General features: G+C 61.5%; 14 protein-coding genes. 10 read left to right on the forward strand and 4 right to left on the reverse strand.

Annotated features, from left to right (window positions below; translation table 11 throughout):
- Nucleotides 1-5 precede the first annotated feature (5 nt).
- On the forward strand, nt 6-914 hold the full coding sequence (locus DK870_RS10915; protein WP_161548631.1) for an SdiA-regulated domain-containing protein: 909 nt from the start codon (nt 6-8) through the stop codon (nt 912-914).
- 182 nt (nt 915-1096) lie between these two features.
- Here DK870_RS10915 and rpiA read toward each other — a convergent pair whose 3' ends face one another.
- Nucleotides 1097-1768: a ribose-5-phosphate isomerase RpiA gene (gene rpiA / locus DK870_RS10920; RefSeq protein WP_060753514.1), complete on the reverse strand. Its 672-nt coding sequence runs from the start codon at nt 1766-1768 to the stop codon at nt 1097-1099.
- Nucleotides 1769-1906: 138 nt separating this feature from the next.
- Between rpiA and ilvA the strand changes: the two genes are divergently transcribed.
- Both ilvA and DK870_RS10930 read left to right on the forward strand, forming a co-directional pair.
- The gene (gene ilvA, locus DK870_RS10925; protein ID WP_090368147.1) at nt 1907-3421 is read left to right on the forward strand and encodes a threonine ammonia-lyase, biosynthetic; all 1515 of its coding nucleotides are present in this window, start codon (nt 1907-1909) and stop codon (nt 3419-3421) included.
- A 40-nt stretch (nt 3422-3461) separates the two neighbouring features.
- Nucleotides 3462-3875, forward strand: coding sequence for a DUF2269 family protein (locus DK870_RS10930; protein WP_090368149.1), 414 nt, complete (start codon nt 3462-3464; stop codon nt 3873-3875).
- 102 nt (nt 3876-3977) lie between these two features.
- Here DK870_RS10930 and DK870_RS10935 read toward each other — a convergent pair whose 3' ends face one another.
- Nucleotides 3978-4634, reverse strand: coding sequence for an HAD family phosphatase (locus DK870_RS10935; protein WP_161548632.1), 657 nt, complete (start codon nt 4632-4634; stop codon nt 3978-3980).
- Between the two features lie 143 nt (nt 4635-4777).
- Between DK870_RS10935 and DK870_RS10940 the strand changes: the two genes are divergently transcribed.
- On the forward strand, nt 4778-5257 hold the full coding sequence (locus DK870_RS10940) for an RNA pyrophosphohydrolase (RefSeq protein ID WP_003176750.1): 480 nt from the start codon (nt 4778-4780) through the stop codon (nt 5255-5257).
- A gap of 22 nt (nt 5258-5279) precedes the next feature.
- Nucleotides 5280-7559, forward strand: coding sequence for a phosphoenolpyruvate--protein phosphotransferase (gene ptsP / locus DK870_RS10945; RefSeq protein WP_161548633.1), 2280 nt, complete (start codon nt 5280-5282; stop codon nt 7557-7559).
- Nucleotides 7560-7625: 66 nt separating this feature from the next.
- Here the strand turns inward: ptsP and DK870_RS10950 are convergent, their stop codons facing one another.
- Nucleotides 7626-8372, reverse strand: coding sequence for an NRDE family protein (locus DK870_RS10950; protein ID WP_161548634.1), 747 nt, complete (start codon nt 8370-8372; stop codon nt 7626-7628).
- Between the two features lie 215 nt (nt 8373-8587).
- Here DK870_RS10950 and lgt point away from each other — a divergent pair, with 215 nt between their 5' ends.
- Nucleotides 8588-9400 carry a prolipoprotein diacylglyceryl transferase gene (gene lgt / locus DK870_RS10955; protein ID WP_060753508.1) on the forward strand — a complete coding sequence of 271 codons (813 nt, stop codon included), beginning with the start codon at nt 8588-8590 and terminating at the stop codon, nt 9398-9400.
- A gap of 52 nt (nt 9401-9452) precedes the next feature.
- Nucleotides 9453-10286 (forward strand): thymidylate synthase, encoded by an 834-nt coding sequence (locus DK870_RS10960; protein ID WP_060753507.1) that lies wholly within the window; start codon nt 9453-9455, stop codon nt 10284-10286.
- Nucleotides 10287-10328: 42 nt separating this feature from the next.
- Here DK870_RS10960 and cadR read toward each other — a convergent pair whose 3' ends face one another.
- Complete coding sequence (gene cadR, locus DK870_RS10965) at nt 10329-10778, reverse strand: Cd(II)/Pb(II)-responsive transcriptional regulator (protein WP_060753506.1); 450 nt, start codon at nt 10776-10778, stop codon at nt 10329-10331.
- 85 nt (nt 10779-10863) lie between these two features.
- Between cadR and DK870_RS10970 the strand changes: the two genes are divergently transcribed.
- The 3 genes from DK870_RS10970 (at nt 10864) to DK870_RS10980 (ending at nt 15342) form a co-directional block, all read left to right on the forward strand.
- On the forward strand, nt 10864-13164 hold the full coding sequence (locus tag DK870_RS10970) for a heavy metal translocating P-type ATPase (RefSeq protein WP_161548635.1): 2301 nt from the start codon (nt 10864-10866) through the stop codon (nt 13162-13164).
- Nucleotides 13165-13180: 16 nt separating this feature from the next.
- Complete coding sequence (locus tag DK870_RS10975; RefSeq protein WP_090368163.1) at nt 13181-14044, forward strand: LysR family transcriptional regulator; 864 nt, start codon at nt 13181-13183, stop codon at nt 14042-14044.
- Nucleotides 14045-14277: 233 nt separating this feature from the next.
- Nucleotides 14278-15342 carry a putative 2-aminoethylphosphonate ABC transporter ATP-binding protein gene (locus DK870_RS10980; protein WP_104994952.1) on the forward strand — a complete coding sequence of 355 codons (1065 nt, stop codon included), beginning with the start codon at nt 14278-14280 and terminating at the stop codon, nt 15340-15342.
- Nucleotide 15343: the final 1 nt, after the last annotated feature.

The raw sequence follows: 15343 nt of genomic DNA on the forward strand, positions 1-15343 counted from the left end.
CCCTGATGCGTCGACTTGCCCGTCCCAGACCCGCGTTGTTCTTGCTCTTGCTGGCCGGCCTGGTTTGTACCGGGCTGGTCGCGCAGCACTTTCGCTTGTTAGAGCGGGCCTGGTTCAACCTCCAGACGTGGCGTCATCCGGCTGACGAGCGCTCCATTGGCCTGGCCGATTACCGCGTCACCCTTGAGGCCAAGGTCATCGAAGGGCTCGATGATGATGTCTCGGCGCTCACCTATGATCCGGTGCGTAAAAGCCTGTTCACGGTGACCAATAAAAACCCCGAGTTGATCGAACTGTCCCTGGACGGCGTGATTGTGCGGCGTATCCCGCTGATCGGATTTGGCGATGCCGAGGCGGTGGAGTTCATCAGCGACAACATCTACGTGATCAGCGATGAGCGCCAACAGCGGCTGATCAAAGTACATGTGAACGACGACACCCAGTTTCTCGACGCCGCCGATGCGGAGCAGATGACGTTGGGCGTGCACAGCGGCAGTAACAAAGGGTTTGAAGGGCTGGCCTACGATTCGGTGGGCAAGCGCCTGTTCGTGGCCAAAGAGCGCGACCCGATGCTGATCTACGAGGTGCGCGGCTTTCCCCATTTTCAACCGGAAAAAACCTACTCGGTACACGTGATCAATAACCCCAAGCGTGATGCGGGGATGTTTGTGCGCGACCTGTCGAGCCTGCAATACGACGAGCGCAGCGGCCATCTGCTGGCGCTGTCGGATGAGTCGTTCCTGGTGTTGGAGCTGGATATCGACGGTCGCCCGTTGAGCAGTCTGTCATTGCTCAGCGGGCGCCATGGCCTGACAAAGCGGGTGCCGCAGGCCGAAGGGATCGCCATGGATGACACGGGTACGTTGTACCTGGTCAGCGAGCCGAACCTGTTCTACGTGTTCAAAAAAACCTAACTTCTGACACTCCATGTGGGAGGGGGGCAAGCCCTAATGCCAGTCAGTTAAGCGATAGAACGGACGATGAATAACTTGTGGGAGGGGGCTTGCTCCCGATGAGGGTGTGCCAGTCAGCAGTTTATCGACTGACCCACCGCTATCGGGAGCAAGCCCCCTCCCACATTGGAGTTGCGGTGTTGTCAGGCCTTGAGGGTCTGGACGCCTTCGGCAGTGCCCAGCAGCAGCACGTCCGCCGGGCGCGCAGCGAACAGGCCGTTGGTGACTACGCCGACGATGGCGTTGATCTGAGTCTCAAGCTCCACCGGGTTGGTGATCTGCAGGTTGAACACGTCGAGGATGATATTGCCGTTGTCGGTCAACACACCTTCACGGTACACCGGGTCGCCGCCCAGCTTCACCAGCTCGCGAGCCACGTGGCTGCGCGCCATCGGAATCACTTCCACCGGCAGCGGGAACGCGCCGAGTACCGGTACCAGCTTGCTGGCGTCGGCGATGCAGATAAAGGTCTTGGCCACGGCCGCGACGATCTTCTCGCGGGTCAGGGCTGCGCCGCCGCCCTTGATCAGGTTCAGGTGTGCGTCGCTTTCATCGGCACCGTCGACATAGAACTCCAGGTCGCTCACGGTGTTGAGCTCGTACACCGGAATGCCATGGCCCTTGAGGCGCGCGGCGGTGGCTTCGGAGCTGGCGACGGCGCCGTCGAACGCGCCCTTGTGCAGGGCCAGCGCGTCGATGAAGCAGTTGGCAGTGGAGCCGGTGCCGACACCGACGATGCTTTTATCGTCGAGTTTAGGAAGGATTAAATCGACGGCGGCCTGGGCCACTGCCTGTTTGAGTTGATCCTGGGTCATGCGGGCTCCGGAACGGGCGGGGAGTTATCGAGGGGCGCGAGTATAACCCAACAAAACCTCGGTATTCGTGTGGTCGCCCGGCCAAACGCTGGGTTAGACTCCTTGACCCTGCCCAATTCGCGAAGTAGATACCCGCCGATGCTTGAACACTACGTCAAAAAAATTCTCACCTCGCGCGTTTACGACGTTGCCGTAGAAACCCCCTTGCAGACCGCCCGCCAGCTCTCCGAGCGGTTGGGCAACAAGGTCTGGCTCAAGCGTGAAGACTTGCAGCCGGTGTTCTCGTTCAAGATTCGCGGCGCCTACAACAAGCTGACCCAGCTATCGGCCGAGGAGCGTGCGCGTGGCGTAGTCACCGCGTCTGCCGGCAACCACGCCCAGGGCCTGGCGCTGGCGGCCAAGGTGCTGGGGGTCAAGGCCACCATCGTGATGCCCAAGACCACCCCGGAGATCAAGGTCGAAGGCGTGCGCTCCCGTGGCGGCAAGGTGGTGCTGCATGGTGACTCCTTCCCGGAAGCGCTGGCTTATTCGCTCAAGCTGGTCGACGAAAAAGGCTACGTCTACATTCACCCCTATGATGATCCCCACACCATTGCCGGGCAGGGCACCGTGGCGATGGAGATCCTGCGCCAGCACCCGGGGCCTTTGGATGCGATTTTCGTCCCGGTGGGCGGCGGCGGGTTGATCGCGGGTATCGCGGCGTACGTGAAATACCTGCGCCCCGAAATCAAGATCATCGGCGTCGAGCCGGACGATTCAAACTGCCTGCAGGCGGCCATGGCCGCAGGGGAGCGCGTGGTGCTGCCAACCGTCGGCATCTTTGCCGATGGCGTGGCGGTGGCGCAGATCGGCCAGCACACCTTCGATATCTGCAAAGACTATGTGGATGAAGTGATCACCGTCAGCACCGATGAAATCTGCGCGGCGATCAAGGATATCTACGACGACACTCGCTCCATTACCGAGCCGGCGGGCGCATTGGGCGTGGCGGGCATCAAGAAATATGTGGAAACCCGAGGTGTCAGCGGGCAGACCCTGGTGGCCATCGACTCCGGCGCCAACGTCAACTTCGACCGCCTGCGCCATGTGGCCGAGCGCGCCGAACTGGGTGAAGGCCGCGAAGCCATCATCGCCGTGACCATTCCCGAGCAACCGGGCAGCTTCAAGGCGTTCTGCGAAGCCGTGGGCAAGCGCCAGATCACCGAATTCAACTACCGCTACCATTCCGGCAGCGAGGCGCACATCTTCGTCGGTGTGCAGACCCACCCGGACAACGACCCGCGCAGCGCGTTGATCGCCAGCCTCACCGAGCAGGGTTTCCCGGTGCTGGACCTGACTGAAAACGAACTGGCCAAGTTGCACATACGCCACATGGTCGGCGGGCACGCCGCCAAAGTCAGCGATGAGCTGGTGTTTCGCTTCGAGTTCCCGGAGCGTCCGGGAGCGTTGTTCAACTTTCTCAACAAGCTGGGCGGGCGCTGGAATATCTCGATGTTCCACTACCGCAACCACGGCGCGGCTGACGGCCGCGTGGTCGCCGGCCTGCAAGTGCCGGCGGATGAGCGCCACCTGGTGCCTGCGGCGTTGGCTGAGATCGGTTATCCGTACTGGGATGAAAGCGAAAACCCGGCCTACCAACTGTTCCTCGGTTGAGCGACTACGCTGACAGAGCGGCCTTTAAGGAATCGAGACCATGGAAACGCTGACCACTCTCAAGGTTATCCACATCACCGCTACCGTGTTGCTGCTGCTCAGCGGCCTCGGGTTGGCGGTATTGGCCTGGCGCAAGCGCAGCGCCGGCCCGGCGGTGACCGTGCAACGCCCGTGGGCGTTTGTCTGGCTGCTGATGGGGATTTGCCTGGTGAGCATGCCGTTCAGCGGCTGGTGGCTGGTGCACCTGATCGGCTGGCCGTTGGGGCAGACCTGGATTCTGGGCTCCAGCATCCTCTATACCGTGGCGGCGCTGGCCTGGTTCTGGCTGGTGGCGCGGCTTAATCGTCTGCGCAAAGGCGAGGGCGGCAGCCTGAATTTCACCCTGGTGCTGGCGGTGATCAGCCTGGTGGGGTTTGTGGCGATTGCCGGGCTGATGGGCGCCAAACCCATTTAGGGCTTTTAGACCGAGCTGCCTGCATCGGGAGCAAGCCCCCTCCCACCCTTGATTTGTGAACACGGTCCAAATGTGGGAGGGGGCTTGCCCCCGATAGCATTCTCAGCTGCGGAGTGTGATTACTGGCCAGCCGCGCTTCTCGGCCTCGGCACGAAGATTCGGGTCCGGGTCCACCGCCACCGGATGGGTCACTTGCTCCAGCAGCGGCAAATCATTCATCGAGTCGCTGTAGAAGTAGCTGTCTTGCAGGCTATATCCGGTTTCTTCCAGCCAACGGTTCAAGCGCGTCACCTTGCCTTCACGAAAGCACGGCACGTCGGTGCTGCGCCCGGTGTAGCGGCCATTGTCGATCTCGCACTCGGTGGCGATCAGGGTTTCAACGCCCAGGCGTGCGGCAATCGGCGCGGTGACGAAACGGTTGGTGGCGGTGATGATCACCAGCTTGTCGCCGGCGGCGCGGTGTTTGGCCAGCAGTTCCTCGGCCAGCGGCAGCATCAGCGGGTCGATGCAGTCGCGCATAAAGTCTTGGTGCCACTGCTCCAGCTGGGCCATTTCGGTACGGCCGAGGATTTCCAGGCTGAAGTTCAGGTAGGCGGCATTGTCCAGCTTGCCGGCCAGGTAGTCCTGGTAGAACGCGTCGTTGCGGGCCTTGTAGGCCACCGGGTCGAGAATCCCACGGGCGCACAGGTAATCGCCCCACGCGTGATCGCTGTCACCGCCGAGAAGGGTGTTGTCCAAGTCGAATAAAGCCAGGCGCATTGCAGTTACTCGCTGAAAAGTCTGTAAAAAGGCGTCCAGAATACGGTCTTTTCACAAGAGTGCACATAAGGTAAGAAGCCTCGTTGCCGCTTCATCAACCTTTGTGGAACAATGCGGCGACATGCGTTTGCGAGGTTGTTGCCGTGATCGACCCCGATGGTTTCCGTCCTAATGTCGGGATTATTCTTACGAATGATGCCGGACAGGTGCTATGGGCTCGCCGAATCAACCAAGATGCCTGGCAGTTTCCTCAAGGTGGGATCAACCCCGACGAAACCCCTGAAGACGCCTTGTACCGTGAGTTGAATGAAGAAGTCGGCCTTGAGCGTGAAGATGTGCAAATTCTGGCCTGCACCCGTGGCTGGTTGCGCTATCGTTTGCCGCAACGCCTGGTGCGTACCCACAGCCAACCGCTGTGCATCGGCCAGAAACAGAAATGGTTTCTCCTGCGCCTGATCTCCAATGAGCAGCGGGTGCGGATGGATTTGACCGGTAAACCGGAGTTCGATGGCTGGCGTTGGGTCAGCTATTGGTACCCGTTGGGCCAGGTGGTGACATTCAAGCGCGAGGTTTATCGTCGCGCTCTTAAAGAGCTTGCCCCGCGCCTTTTAGCGCGCGACTGACGACGGAGTTCGACCCCGAGCCATGCTCAATACGCTGCGCAAGATCGTCCAGGAAGTTAACTCCGCCAAGGATCTCAAGGCGGCGTTGGGGATTATTGTGTTGCGCGTCAAGGAAGCCATGGGCAGCCAGGTCTGCTCGGTTTACCTGCTGGACCCAGAGACCAACCGTTTTGTGCTGATGGCCACCGAGGGCTTGAACAAGCGCTCCATTGGCAAGGTCAGCATGGCGCCCAATGAAGGTCTGGTTGGCCTGGTGGGGACGCGTGAAGAACCCCTGAACCTTGAAAACGCGGCCGATCACCCGCGTTATCGCTACTTTGCCGAAACCGGCGAAGAGCGCTATGCCTCGTTCCTCGGTGCCCCGATCATTCACCACCGCCGCGTCGTCGGCGTGTTGGTCATCCAGCAGAAAGAGCGCCGCCAGTTCGACGAGGGTGAAGAAGCCTTCCTCGTGACCATGAGCGCACAGCTTGCCGGGGTTATTGCTCACGCCGAGGCGACGGGTTCGATTCGCGGCCTGGGCCGCCAGGGCAAGGGCATCCAGGAAGCCAAGTTCGTCGGTGTTCCGGGCTCGCCGGGTGCGGCGGTGGGTACGGCAGTGGTCATGCTGCCGCCAGCCGACCTCGACGTGGTGCCGGACAAGACCGTCGATGACATCGACGCAGAAATCAAACTGTTCAAGACCGCACTGGAAGGCGTGCGCGCCGACATGCGCAACCTGTCGACCAAGCTGGCCACCCAGCTACGTCCCGAAGAACGGGCGTTGTTCGATGTGTACCAGATGATGCTTGACGACGCGTCCCTGGGCAGCGAAGTCAAGAACGTGATCAAGACCGGCCAGTGGGCCCAGGGCGCGTTGCGCCAGGTGGTCACTGATCACGTCAACCGTTTTGAACTGATGGACGACGCCTACCTGCGGGAGCGCGCCTCGGATGTGCGCGACCTGGGCCGTCGCCTGCTGGCTTACCTGCAGGAAGATCGCACCAACAACCTGGTTTATCCCGATAACACCATCCTCGTCAGTCAAGAACTGACCGCCACCATGCTCGGCGAAGTGCCTCAGGGAAAACTGGTGGGTCTGGTCTCGGTACTCGGCTCGGGCAACTCCCACGTCGCAATCCTGGCCCGGGCCATGGGCATCCCGACGGTAATGGGCCTGGTGGACCTGCCGTATTCCAAGGTCGATGGCATCGACATGATCGTCGATGGTCATCGCGGCGAGGTCTACACCAACCCCAGCGTAGTGCTGCGCAAGCAGTACACCGAAGTGGTGCAGGAAGAGAAACAACTGGCGCTGGGCCTGGACTCATTGCGCGAACTGCCGTGTGTCACCCTGGATGGGCGCCGTATGCCGTTGCTGGTCAACACCGGCCTGCTGGCTGATGTAGCTCGCGCGCAGCAGCGTGGCGCCGAAGGGGTCGGCCTGTACCGTACCGAAGTGCCGTTCATGATCAACCAGCGGTTCCCGAGCGAGAAGGAGCAGTTGGCGATCTATCGCGAGCAACTGCAAGCCTTCCACCCGCTGCCGGTGACCATGCGCAGCCTGGATATCGGCGGCGACAAGTCACTGTCGTATTTCCCGATCAAGGAAGACAACCCATTCCTCGGCTGGCGCGGCATTCGCGTGACGCTCGACCACCCTGAGATTTTCCTCGTGCAGACCCGCGCCATGCTCAAGGCCAGCGAGGGCTTGAACAACCTGCGCATCCTGCTGCCGATGATTTCCGGTACCCATGAGCTGGAAGAGGCGCTGCACCTGATCCATCGTGCCTGGGGCGAAGTCCGCGACGAAGGTGCCGACGTGCCGATGCCGCCGATTGGCGTGATGATCGAAATTCCGGCTGCGGTGTACCAGGCCAAGGAGTTGGCGCGGCAGGTGGACTTCCTGTCGGTGGGTTCCAACGACCTCACCCAATATCTGCTGGCCGTGGACCGCAATAACCCACGGGTGGCCGACCTTTACGACTACCTGCACCCGGCCGTGCTGCAAGCCCTGCAACATGTGGTGCGTGAAGCCCATGCCGAAGGCAAGCCGGTGAGCATCTGTGGTGAAATGGCCGGCGACCCGGCAGCGGCGGTGCTGCTGATGGCGATGGGCTTTGACAGCTTGTCGATGAACGCCACCAACTTGCCGAAGGTGAAGTGGATGCTGCGCCAGGTCGAACTGAGCATGGCCAAGGACCTGCTGGCCGAGTTGATGACCATCGACAACCCGCAAGTTATCCACAGCTCGCTGCAGCTGGCGCTGAAGAACCTGGGGCTGACGCGGATGATCAACCCGGCCTCCGCCAAAACTCTCTAAAGCTTGGTGCACATCAAAAATGTGGGAGGGGGCAAGCCCCCTCCCACAGTAGTTTTGTGGTGTTGCTCAGAGGCTGAGTTCTACTTCGCCCAACCTGCCTCCCAGTGGGCCGAAACTGCGTTCCACCATCCGCCGCGTCCCGTCGGCATTCACGATCAGCGCCGTACTCGCCCGCGTCCCATAGCTGGGGCTGGCAATGAACACGCTCGACAATAAACTCTCTGTGGCCAATCCCACGCCGGTATCCGGCAAGTCGGCAAACGGTGCGGTTTGTGGGTCGCTCAACATGTCCAGCAAGGCTTGCGGCTGTGGATCTTCGAGCCGTTCGCGCAACGCCGCCTTGGCCTTGAGCAATTTGGGCCATGGCGTATCCAGCCCGGCATTGGAGAGCCCATAAACCCCAGGCTCCAGCCGTGTAGGCGCGGTGTGCTTGGCGTTGTAATGCCACAGCTCATCGGGCGTGCCCACCAGCAGGTTAAAGCCGGCATATTCGATCGATCGTCCGTTAACGTCGGTTAAATAGTCGTCAATCGCTAATGTTCCGCTGAGAAAGCGCGCCACCAGCTCTCCCCGGGACTTGCGTGCCGGCGGCTGGTGCGGGTCACGGATGTTGGTCAGGGCGGCAAAACGCCCATCGGCGCTCACGCCCAACCAGGTGCCGCCCGCTTCCTGATCGCGACCGGCATATACCTGGGGCGCATCCGGCCACTGGGCCAGCGGCAGGCTGGGGCGGGCGTAGAACTCATCACGGTTGGCCGCGACGATCAGCGGTTGGGCGTGGCCCGGCCGCCAGGCGAAAACTATCAGGCACATCAGGCAAATCCCTTTTGGGTTTTTTGCCACTCTACTCACACCGCGGCGGGTGTTCCATCGCATCGAAGTTGGGTCGCACGCCTTCCATCCGTTAACATGCCTGGCGGTTCGGTACGTGTGAACTTCTTAATTTGAAATAGCGGCTGTAACGCAGGCTTAATCGCACACCGGCATGGTCCGGTGCGCCATGACTAATGATTTAACGAGGAGTCGCAATGCTGCCTTACCCGCAGATCAACCCGGTGGCCGTGGCCATCGGTCCGCTGCAAATCCACTGGTACGGGTTGATGTACCTGATCGGCATCGGCGGTGCCTGGCTGCTGGCTTCCCGGCGCCTGAACCGTTTCGACCCGACCTGGACCAAGGAGAAGCTCTCCGACATGGTGTTCTGGATGTCGATGGGGGTGATCGTCGGCGGGCGCCTGGGGTATGTGTTGTTCTATGATCTGCCGGCCTATATCGCCCATCCGACGCTGATCTTCGAAGTGTGGAAGGGCGGCATGGCGTTCCACGGCGGGTTTGTCGGCGTGATGATCGCCGCGTGGTGGTTCGGCCGGCGCAATGGCAAGTCGTTCTTCCAACTGATGGACTTCGTCGCACCGTTCGTGCCGATCGGCCTGGGCGCCGGGCGCATCGGTAACTTCATCAACGCCGAATTGTGGGGCAAGCCGACTGACGTGCCGTGGGCCATGGTGTTCCCGCCGTTCAGCGACCCGGCGCAATTGCCGCGCCACCCGTCGCAGCTCTACCAATTCGCCCTGGAAGGTGTGGCACTGTTCCTGATTCTGTACATCTTCTCGCGCAAGCCGCGTCCGACCATGGCGGTTTCCGGCATGTTCGCGCTGTTCTACGGGATCTTCCGTTTCATCGTCGAGTTCGTGCGGGTGCCGGATGCACAGCTGGGCTACCTGGCGTGGGGCTGGTTGACCATGGGGCAGATTCTCAGCCTGCCGATGATCATCGCGGGTCTGGGCCTGTTGTGGTGGGCTTACAATCGCCCGCAAGGCATCAAGAACACAGCGCTTTAAATTCGACGCCGAGGCTTTTGCCGGCCTCGGCTTCAACGATACGGGTACTCACATGAAGCAATATCTCGAACTACTGAACGACGTCGTGACCAATGGATTGACCAAGGGCGATCGCACCGGCACCGGCACCAAGGCCGTGTTTGCCCGTCAGTATCGGCATAACTTGGCCGACGGCTTCCCGCTGCTGACCACCAAGAAGCTTCATTTCAAAAGCATCGCCAACGAATTGATCTGGATGTTGAGCGGCAACACCAACATCAAGTGGCTGAACGAAAACGGCGTACGCATCTGGGATGAATGGGCCACCGAAGACGGCGACCTGGGCCCGGTGTACGGCGAGCAGTGGACCGCCTGGCCGACCAAGGATGGCGGCAAGATCAACCAGATCGACTACATGGTCCACACGCTCAAGACCAACCCGAACAGCCGCCGCATCCTGTTCCACGGCTGGAACGTCGAGTACCTGCCGGACGAAACCAAGAGCCCCCAGGAAAACGCGCGCAACGGCAAGCAGGCTTTGCCGCCGTGCCACCTGCTGTACCAGGCGTTCGTGCATGACGGTCATCTGTCGATGCAGTTGTATATCCGCAGCTCCGATGTATTCCTGGGCCTGCCGTACAACACCGCCGCGCTGGCGTTGCTCACCCACATGCTGGCCCAGCAGTGCGACCTGATCCCGCACGAGATCATCGTCACCACCGGCGACACCCATGCCTACAGCAACCACATGGAACAGATCCGCACCCAGCTGGCGCGTACGCCGAAAAAGCTGCCGGAGTTGGTGATCAAGCGCAAACCTGCGTCGATCTATGACTACAAGTTCGAAGACTTCGAAATTGTCGGCTATGACGCCGATCCAAGCATCAAGGCCGACGTGGCCATCTGAGGCCTGCACCGGTCATTGTGGGAGGGGCTGTGGTCACTAGAATCAGTGACCATGGCTTCTGCCCACATGCGAAGGCTCAGCCTCGCTGGCCGCCACGCTGCCACTGACTTCCAGGCGCTGCAAAATCCCGCACTGATCCAGGCCCGCCCCACCGCCGCAGCGTTGGCGCAGGTCCAGCAGTTGTTCCTGTAGCACCAACAGCCCATCGATCCGCGCTTTCACGTGTTGGATATGCTCGTCGATCAAGGCATTCACGCTTTCGCATTGGTCCTGGGGGCTGTCGCGTAGCCCGAGCAGGCTGCGGATTTCTTCCAGGGTCATGTCCAGGCTGCGGCAATTGCGGATGAAGATCAGCCGTTCGGTATGGGCCTGGGTGTATACGCGGTAGTTGGCGTCGGTGCGCGCCGGGGGCGGCAGCAGGCCTTCTTTCTCGTAATAACGGATAGTTTCCACTTGGCAGTCGGTCAGTTTGGCCAGTTCGCCGATCTTCATTGCTGCAATCTCCAAATGGGTGCTTGACCCTATAGTGGCTACAGGGTCTTTACTTGGCAACAGGCACCTTCACGGACGCGACCGAATGAGCGATTCCATCCACACCCCGAATAAGCATGATCACAAACACGATCATGACCACGATCATGACCACGATCATGCACATAGCCACGACCACGGCGCCAAACTGACGCCGGTCAAGCCGCATGATCATGCCAGCCATGCGGGCTCTTGCTGTTCGAGCAAGGCTGCGCCTGCCGTGGTGACGCTCAGCCAAGCGCCGACGGCGGGCTCGCGCTTGAGCACTTTTCGCATCGAAGCCATGGACTGCCCCACCGAGCAGACGCTGATCCAGAACAAACTGGGCAAGCTCGCCGGCGTGCAGCGGCTGGAATTCAACCTGATCAACCGCATCCTCGGCGTGACCCATGACCTGCCGAGCACCGCGCCGATCATCGATGCCATCAAATCCTTGGGCATGCAGGCCGACCCGATTGAAGAGGGTGCCCCTGCCGCCGAGCCTCCCGCCAAGAAACACTGGTGGCCTTTGGCTGTGTCTGGCGTAGGAGCGTTGGGCGCCGAAGTGCTGCACTTCACCGGCGTCGCGCCGACCTGGGTGATCGCCTTGGTGGCGTTGGTGTCGATCCTCAGCGGCGGGCTGACAACCTATAAGAAGGGCTGGATCGCGCTCAAGAACCTGAACCTGAACATCAATGCGCTGATGAGCATCGCTGTTACCGGTGCCGTGCTGATTGGCCAGTGGCCCGAAGCGGCGATGGTGATGTTCCTGTTCACCGTGGCCGAGTTGATCGAAGCCAAATCCCTGGATCGTGCCCGTAACGCCATTAGCGGCTTGATGCAAATGACGCCGGAACAGGCCACGGTGCGGCAAGCCGACGGTTCATGGGTGGAACAGGAGGTCAAAAGCATTGAACTGGGCGCGATCGTTCGGGTAAAACCCGGTGAGCGCATCGGCCTCGACGGCGAAGTTACTGCGGGCCAGTCCACTATCGACCAGGCGCCGATTACCGGTGAAAGCCTGCCGATTGAAAAGACCGTGGGCGATAAAGTCTTCGCCGGCACCATCAACCAGGCCGGCTCCCTGGAGTACAAGGTCACCGCCGCGGCGAACAACTCTACGCTGGCGCGCATCATTCATGCGGTGGAACAAGCCCAAGGCGCGCGGGCACCAACCCAGCGTTTTGTGGACAGCTTCTCGAAGGTCTATACCCCGGCGGTGTTCCTGTTCGCGCTGGGTGTGGCGATCATCCCGCCGTTGTTCATGGCTGGCGCCTGGTTCGACTGGATCTACCGTGCCCTGGTGTTGCTGGTGGTGGCTTGCCCTTGCGCCTTGGTGATCTCGACGCCCGTGACCATCGTCAGCGGCCTGGCGGCGGCGGCGCGCAAAGGCATCCTGATCAAGGGCGGCGTGTACCTGGAGGGTGGCTACAAACTCGACTACCTGGCGCTCGACAAGACCGGCACCATTACCCACGGCAAGCCGGTGCAAACCGACTACCTGGCGTTGTTCCCCAATGTCGCGGACAGCGCGCCCGCCCTGGCTGCCAGCCTGGCCGGGCGCTCCGACCACCCGGTGTCGCTGGCGATTGCCAATGCTGCTGTGGATAAAAAGCTGCCCCTACACGCTGTGGATAACTTCGCGGCCCTGGCCGGTCGAGGCGTGCGCGGTGATATCAACGGCGAAACCTATCACTTGGGCAACCACCGGCTGGTGGAAGACCTGGGCCTGTGCTCGCCGGCACTGGAAGAAAAGCTGTTCGCCCTGGAGAAACAAGGCAAGTCCGTGGTGTTGTTGCTCGACAAGTCCGGCCCCTTGGCGTTGTTCGCCGTCGCCGACACTGTCAAAGACAGCAGCCGTGAAGCCATCCAGCAACTGCACGACCTGGGTATCAAGACCCTGATGCTCACCGGCGACAATACTCACACCGCCCAAGCCATTGGCGCCCAGGTCGGTATCGATCAAGCCCAAGGCGACCTGCTGCCCACCGACAAGCTGCAAGCCATCGAAACCCTCTATGGCCAAGGCCACCGTGTCGGCATGGTCGGCGACGGCATCAACGACGCGCCGGCCCTGGCCCGCGCCGAGATCGGGTTTGCCATGGCCGCCGCCGGCACCGACACGGCGATCGAGACCGCCGACGTGGCCTTGATGGACGATGATTTGCGCAAGATCCCGGCATTCATTCGTTTATCGCGGCAAACGTCGAGTATCCTCAAGCAGAACATCGTCCTGGCGCTGGTGATCAAGGCGATCTTTCTTGCCGTGACTTTCCTGGGCATGGCCACCATGTGGATGGCGGTGTTCGCCGATATGGGCGTAAGCCTGCTGGTAGTGTTCAATGGCCTGCGCCTGTTGCGCAAATAGAGGATGAGAGGGTGGTGTGCTGAGTGCCGAATTGAAGGCGTTTTTCATGGTCGCCCGCCTGGGCAGCATTACCCAGGCGGCGAAGAAGCTCGGCCTGAGCCAGCCCACCGTCACCACCCAGATCCGCAACCTGGAAAGCCAGTACGGGGTCGAGCTGTTTTACCGTGGCGGGCGCCGCCTCACCGTCAGCGACGAAGGTGCGCGCCTGCTGCCGATGGTCAAGGCGCTGTTGCAGCAGGAAGCGGACATCGAGTTCTTCTTGCGCAACAACGGTCAGGTCCAGGGCGCTCTGCGCATCGCCGCGACGGCGCCGTATTACATCCTCGACCTGGTCAAAGCCTTTCGTGAGCGCCTGCCCCAGGTGGAGGTGTCGGTGGAAATCGGCAACTCCCAACAGGTGCTTGAAGCGCTGGATGATTACCGCGTTGACGTCGCAGCATCCTCGCAATTGCTCGAAGACCCGCGGCTGATCCGCCGTGTGCTCGGCACCGACCCGTTGGTGTTGGCGGTCCATCGCAATCACCCGCTGGCAGCGCTGGAGCATGTGCCGCTGACGGCGCTGGCCGGGCATACCTTGTTGATGCGCGAAGCGGGCTCGACCACACGGCGCCTGACGGAGGACCTGTTGCAAGGCGCTGGCGTGAGCCATGGCCCGCTGCTGGAAATCGGCAGCCGCGAATCGATCCGCGAGGCGGTGCTGCGCAACATCGGCATCAGCATCATTGCCCGCCAGGAAGTGCCCCACGACCCGCAATTACGCGTGTTGACCATCGAAAATGCGCCGCAGATTGCCGAGTATCTGTACTGCCTCAAGGAGCGCAAGGGCGCACGGTTGCCGGCGGCGTTTCTGGGGTTGGCGCAGGAAATGTCGCCCCTCTGAGTAGGTAGGCGGCTTTGAGGGCCTCATCGGGAGCAAGCCCCCACATCTGAATGTATTCACAGATCAAACTGTGGGAGGGGGCTTGCTCCCGATAGCGGCAGTCCAGCCACCGCACCTCCATGAGCCACACCCAAATCCACCAATACCACTATCACCGCGTTTTGCCTTCCTGCCACATGAGCGACGCATTGCCCGCCTAGCATGGCCTTCATCCGTTCGATGAGGTGCCTTGCATGAACACAGCCCTGACCCACCCCGGTGCGCCCATGACGGTGCGGGGCATCCAGAAACGCTTTGGTGCGTTTACCGCGCTAGATAATGTGTCCCTGGACGTCGCCGCCGGCGAGCTGGTGTGCCTGCTGGGCCCGTCCGGTTGCGGCAAGACCACCTTGTTGCGCTGCATCGCCGGCCTGGAACGCCAGGATAGCGGTGAACTGCGCCTGGGCCATCGCGACGTTTCCCTGCTTCCGCCTCAGGCGCGGGACTACGGGATTTTGTTCCAGTCCTACGCGCTGTTTCCCAACCTGACCGTCGAAGCCAATATCGGCTACGGTCTCACCGGCAGCGGCCGCGATGAGGTGCGCAAGCGCGTCGGCCAGATGCTGGAACTGGTGGGCCTGGTGGGCAGCGAAAAGAAGTACCCCGGCCAGTTGTCCGGCGGCCAGCAGCAACGTGTCGCCCTGGCGCGAGCGCTGGCACCGGCCCCTTCGCTGCTGTTGCTGGATGAACCGATGTCGGCCCTCGACGCCCGTGTCCGCGAGCACCTGTGCACCGAGTTGCGCCAGTTGCAACGACGCCTGGGCATCACCACCTTGATGGTCACCCACAATCAGGACGAGGCCATGTTGATGGCCGACCGCATTGCCGTGATGAACAACGGCAAGGTCGAGCAATACGCGACGCCCCAGGCGATCTACGACCGTCCGGCCACACCGTTTGTGGCGGAGTTTGTCGGCCAGGGCAACTGGTTGCCGTTCAGCCGCAACAGTGTCAGCCACGCTCAGGTTGGCGGTATGAACCTGCGCCTGGCCGATGATGCCGGCGTGGCCCAGTCCGGGCGTTTGTTCTGCCGCCCGGAAGCCATCAGCGTCAACCCGCCGGTGCATGAAGAAAACCTGTTCCCGGCCAAGGTCCGCGAGATCACCTTTCTCGGCAACCGCTGCCGCATGAGCTTTGAGCTGGCGCAATTGCCCGGTTATCCACTGCTTGCCGAGCTGGCGCCGGAAGCCATGCCGCGCCTGGGTGCCCAGGACATCTGGGTGGCGCTGCCGCCGCGCAGCCTGCAGGTGTTTGCCTGAG

Source organism: Pseudomonas sp. Q1 (assembly GCF_009935975.1).
In the GTDB taxonomy this organism is placed as follows: Bacteria; Pseudomonadota; Gammaproteobacteria; order Pseudomonadales; family Pseudomonadaceae; genus Aquipseudomonas; species Aquipseudomonas palleroniana.

What these genes read in the sequence shown, in the direction of transcription:
- DK870_RS10915 (WP_161548631.1), top strand. Translation starts at nt 6, where the DNA reads ATGCGTCGACTTGCCCGTCCCAGACCCGCGTTGTTCTTGCTCTTGCTG.
- rpiA (WP_060753514.1), bottom strand. Translation starts at nt 1,768, where the DNA reads ATGACCCAGGATCAACTCAAACAGGCAGTGGCCCAGGCCGCCGTCGAT.
- ilvA (WP_090368147.1), top strand. Translation starts at nt 1,907, where the DNA reads ATGCTTGAACACTACGTCAAAAAAATTCTCACCTCGCGCGTTTACGAC.
- DK870_RS10930 (WP_090368149.1), top strand. Translation starts at nt 3,462, where the DNA reads ATGGAAACGCTGACCACTCTCAAGGTTATCCACATCACCGCTACCGTG.
- DK870_RS10935 (WP_161548632.1), bottom strand. Translation starts at nt 4,634, where the DNA reads ATGCGCCTGGCTTTATTCGACTTGGACAACACCCTTCTCGGCGGTGAC.
- ptsP (WP_161548633.1), top strand. Translation starts at nt 5,280, where the DNA reads ATGCTCAATACGCTGCGCAAGATCGTCCAGGAAGTTAACTCCGCCAAG.
- DK870_RS10950 (WP_161548634.1), bottom strand. Translation starts at nt 8,372, where the DNA reads ATGTGCCTGATAGTTTTCGCCTGGCGGCCGGGCCACGCCCAACCGCTG.
- lgt (WP_060753508.1), top strand. Translation starts at nt 8,588, where the DNA reads ATGCTGCCTTACCCGCAGATCAACCCGGTGGCCGTGGCCATCGGTCCG.
- DK870_RS10960 (WP_060753507.1), top strand. Translation starts at nt 9,453, where the DNA reads ATGAAGCAATATCTCGAACTACTGAACGACGTCGTGACCAATGGATTG.
- cadR (WP_060753506.1), bottom strand. Translation starts at nt 10,778, where the DNA reads ATGAAGATCGGCGAACTGGCCAAACTGACCGACTGCCAAGTGGAAACT.
- DK870_RS10970 (WP_161548635.1), top strand. Translation starts at nt 10,864, where the DNA reads ATGAGCGATTCCATCCACACCCCGAATAAGCATGATCACAAACACGAT.
- DK870_RS10980 (WP_104994952.1), top strand. Translation starts at nt 14,278, where the DNA reads ATGAACACAGCCCTGACCCACCCCGGTGCGCCCATGACGGTGCGGGGC.